The organism is Burkholderia sp. BDU5 (genome assembly GCF_001522845.1).
In the GTDB taxonomy this organism is placed as follows: domain Bacteria; phylum Pseudomonadota; class Gammaproteobacteria; order Burkholderiales; family Burkholderiaceae; genus Burkholderia; species Burkholderia mayonis.
The window spans coordinates 1-939 of sequence record NZ_LOWC01000091.1; the positions used below are offsets into that span (position 1 = coordinate 1).

Below are 939 nucleotides of genomic sequence, written 5' to 3' on the forward strand. Positions count from 1 at the left end.
CAACGAGTTGACGCCGCTCTGCGCGGTGCTGATGCCGGACGACGTGGAGGTCGACAGCGAGGTCAGCGAGCTGTTGGTGGTGCTGAGGCCGCTGGAAAGCGAAGCGACGTTGCTGTTGGTGGTCGAGAGGCCGGTGGACAACGAACCGATGCCGGTGGACGAGGAGGTCGAGAGCGACGCGAGATTGCTATCGGTCGTGGACAAGCCAGTGGACAACGAGCTGATGCCGGTGGACGAGGAAGTCGAGAGCGACGCGATCGAGCTCGAAGCCGAGTCGAGCTTTGACGCGACCGAGTAGAGCTGGCTGCCGTTGATCGCATCGGTGCTGGTGGCCGTGACCTGGCCGGCGGCGACGTTCGTGATCTGGCGTTCAGCGCCCGACGCGCCGACGCTCACGACGCCCACGGGCGCGCTGCCCGCGAACGCGGCGAGCGTGGTCGAGCCGACCGTCGCGCTGCTGGTGGGATTGGCCGCGGCCGTGACCGAATTCGCGCCGAGCGCGACTGAGTTCGCCGTCGCGGCCGTCGCGCCCATACCGATTGCGACGGCGTCGGTGCCGGTCGCGATGCTGTCGGGGCCTGTCGAATTCGCGTGAAAGTATTTGATGCCGTTCGCGTTGATGTTGTCGATTGCGGCGCCGACGCTGTTGTTGGTCGTCGTCGTGCCGTTCGCGTTGTACGTCGTGTACGAGGGAGCGGAGATCGTGCCGGTCGCCGGATTGTACGTCGCGCCGCCGCCAAGCGCCGCGGCGGTGCTGCTGCCGAGGTTGTTGGTCGTCGTCGTGACGGTCGAGAGGCTGGTCGACAGCGAGCCGATGCCGGACGACGTGGAGGTCGACAGCGAGGTCAGCGAGCTGTTGGTAGTGCTGAGGCCGCTGGAAAGCGAAGCGACGTTGCTGTTGGTGGTCGAGAGGCCGGTGGACAACGAACCGATGCCGGT

At 66.6% G+C, this 939-nt stretch carries 2 protein-coding genes and 1 pseudogene; 2 read left to right on the forward strand and 1 reads right to left on the reverse strand.

The window, feature by feature from the left end:
• A pseudogene (locus WS69_RS35295) lies at positions 1-405 on the reverse strand (hypothetical protein); the annotation flags it as partial.
• On the opposite strand from WS69_RS35295, the gene WS69_RS35300 reads away from it, so the two are divergent.
• Together WS69_RS35300 and WS69_RS35305 are read left to right on the forward strand one after the other, a co-directional pair.
• Complete coding sequence (locus tag WS69_RS35300) at positions 359-595, forward strand: hypothetical protein (RefSeq protein WP_269434750.1); 237 nt, start codon at positions 359-361, stop codon at positions 593-595. The pseudogene WS69_RS35295 and the gene WS69_RS35300 overlap by 47 nt on opposite strands.
• A 9-nt stretch (positions 596-604) precedes the next feature.
• Positions 605-939: hypothetical protein (locus tag WS69_RS35305; protein WP_269434748.1), on the forward strand; the 335-nt coding region annotated here is incomplete at its 3' end.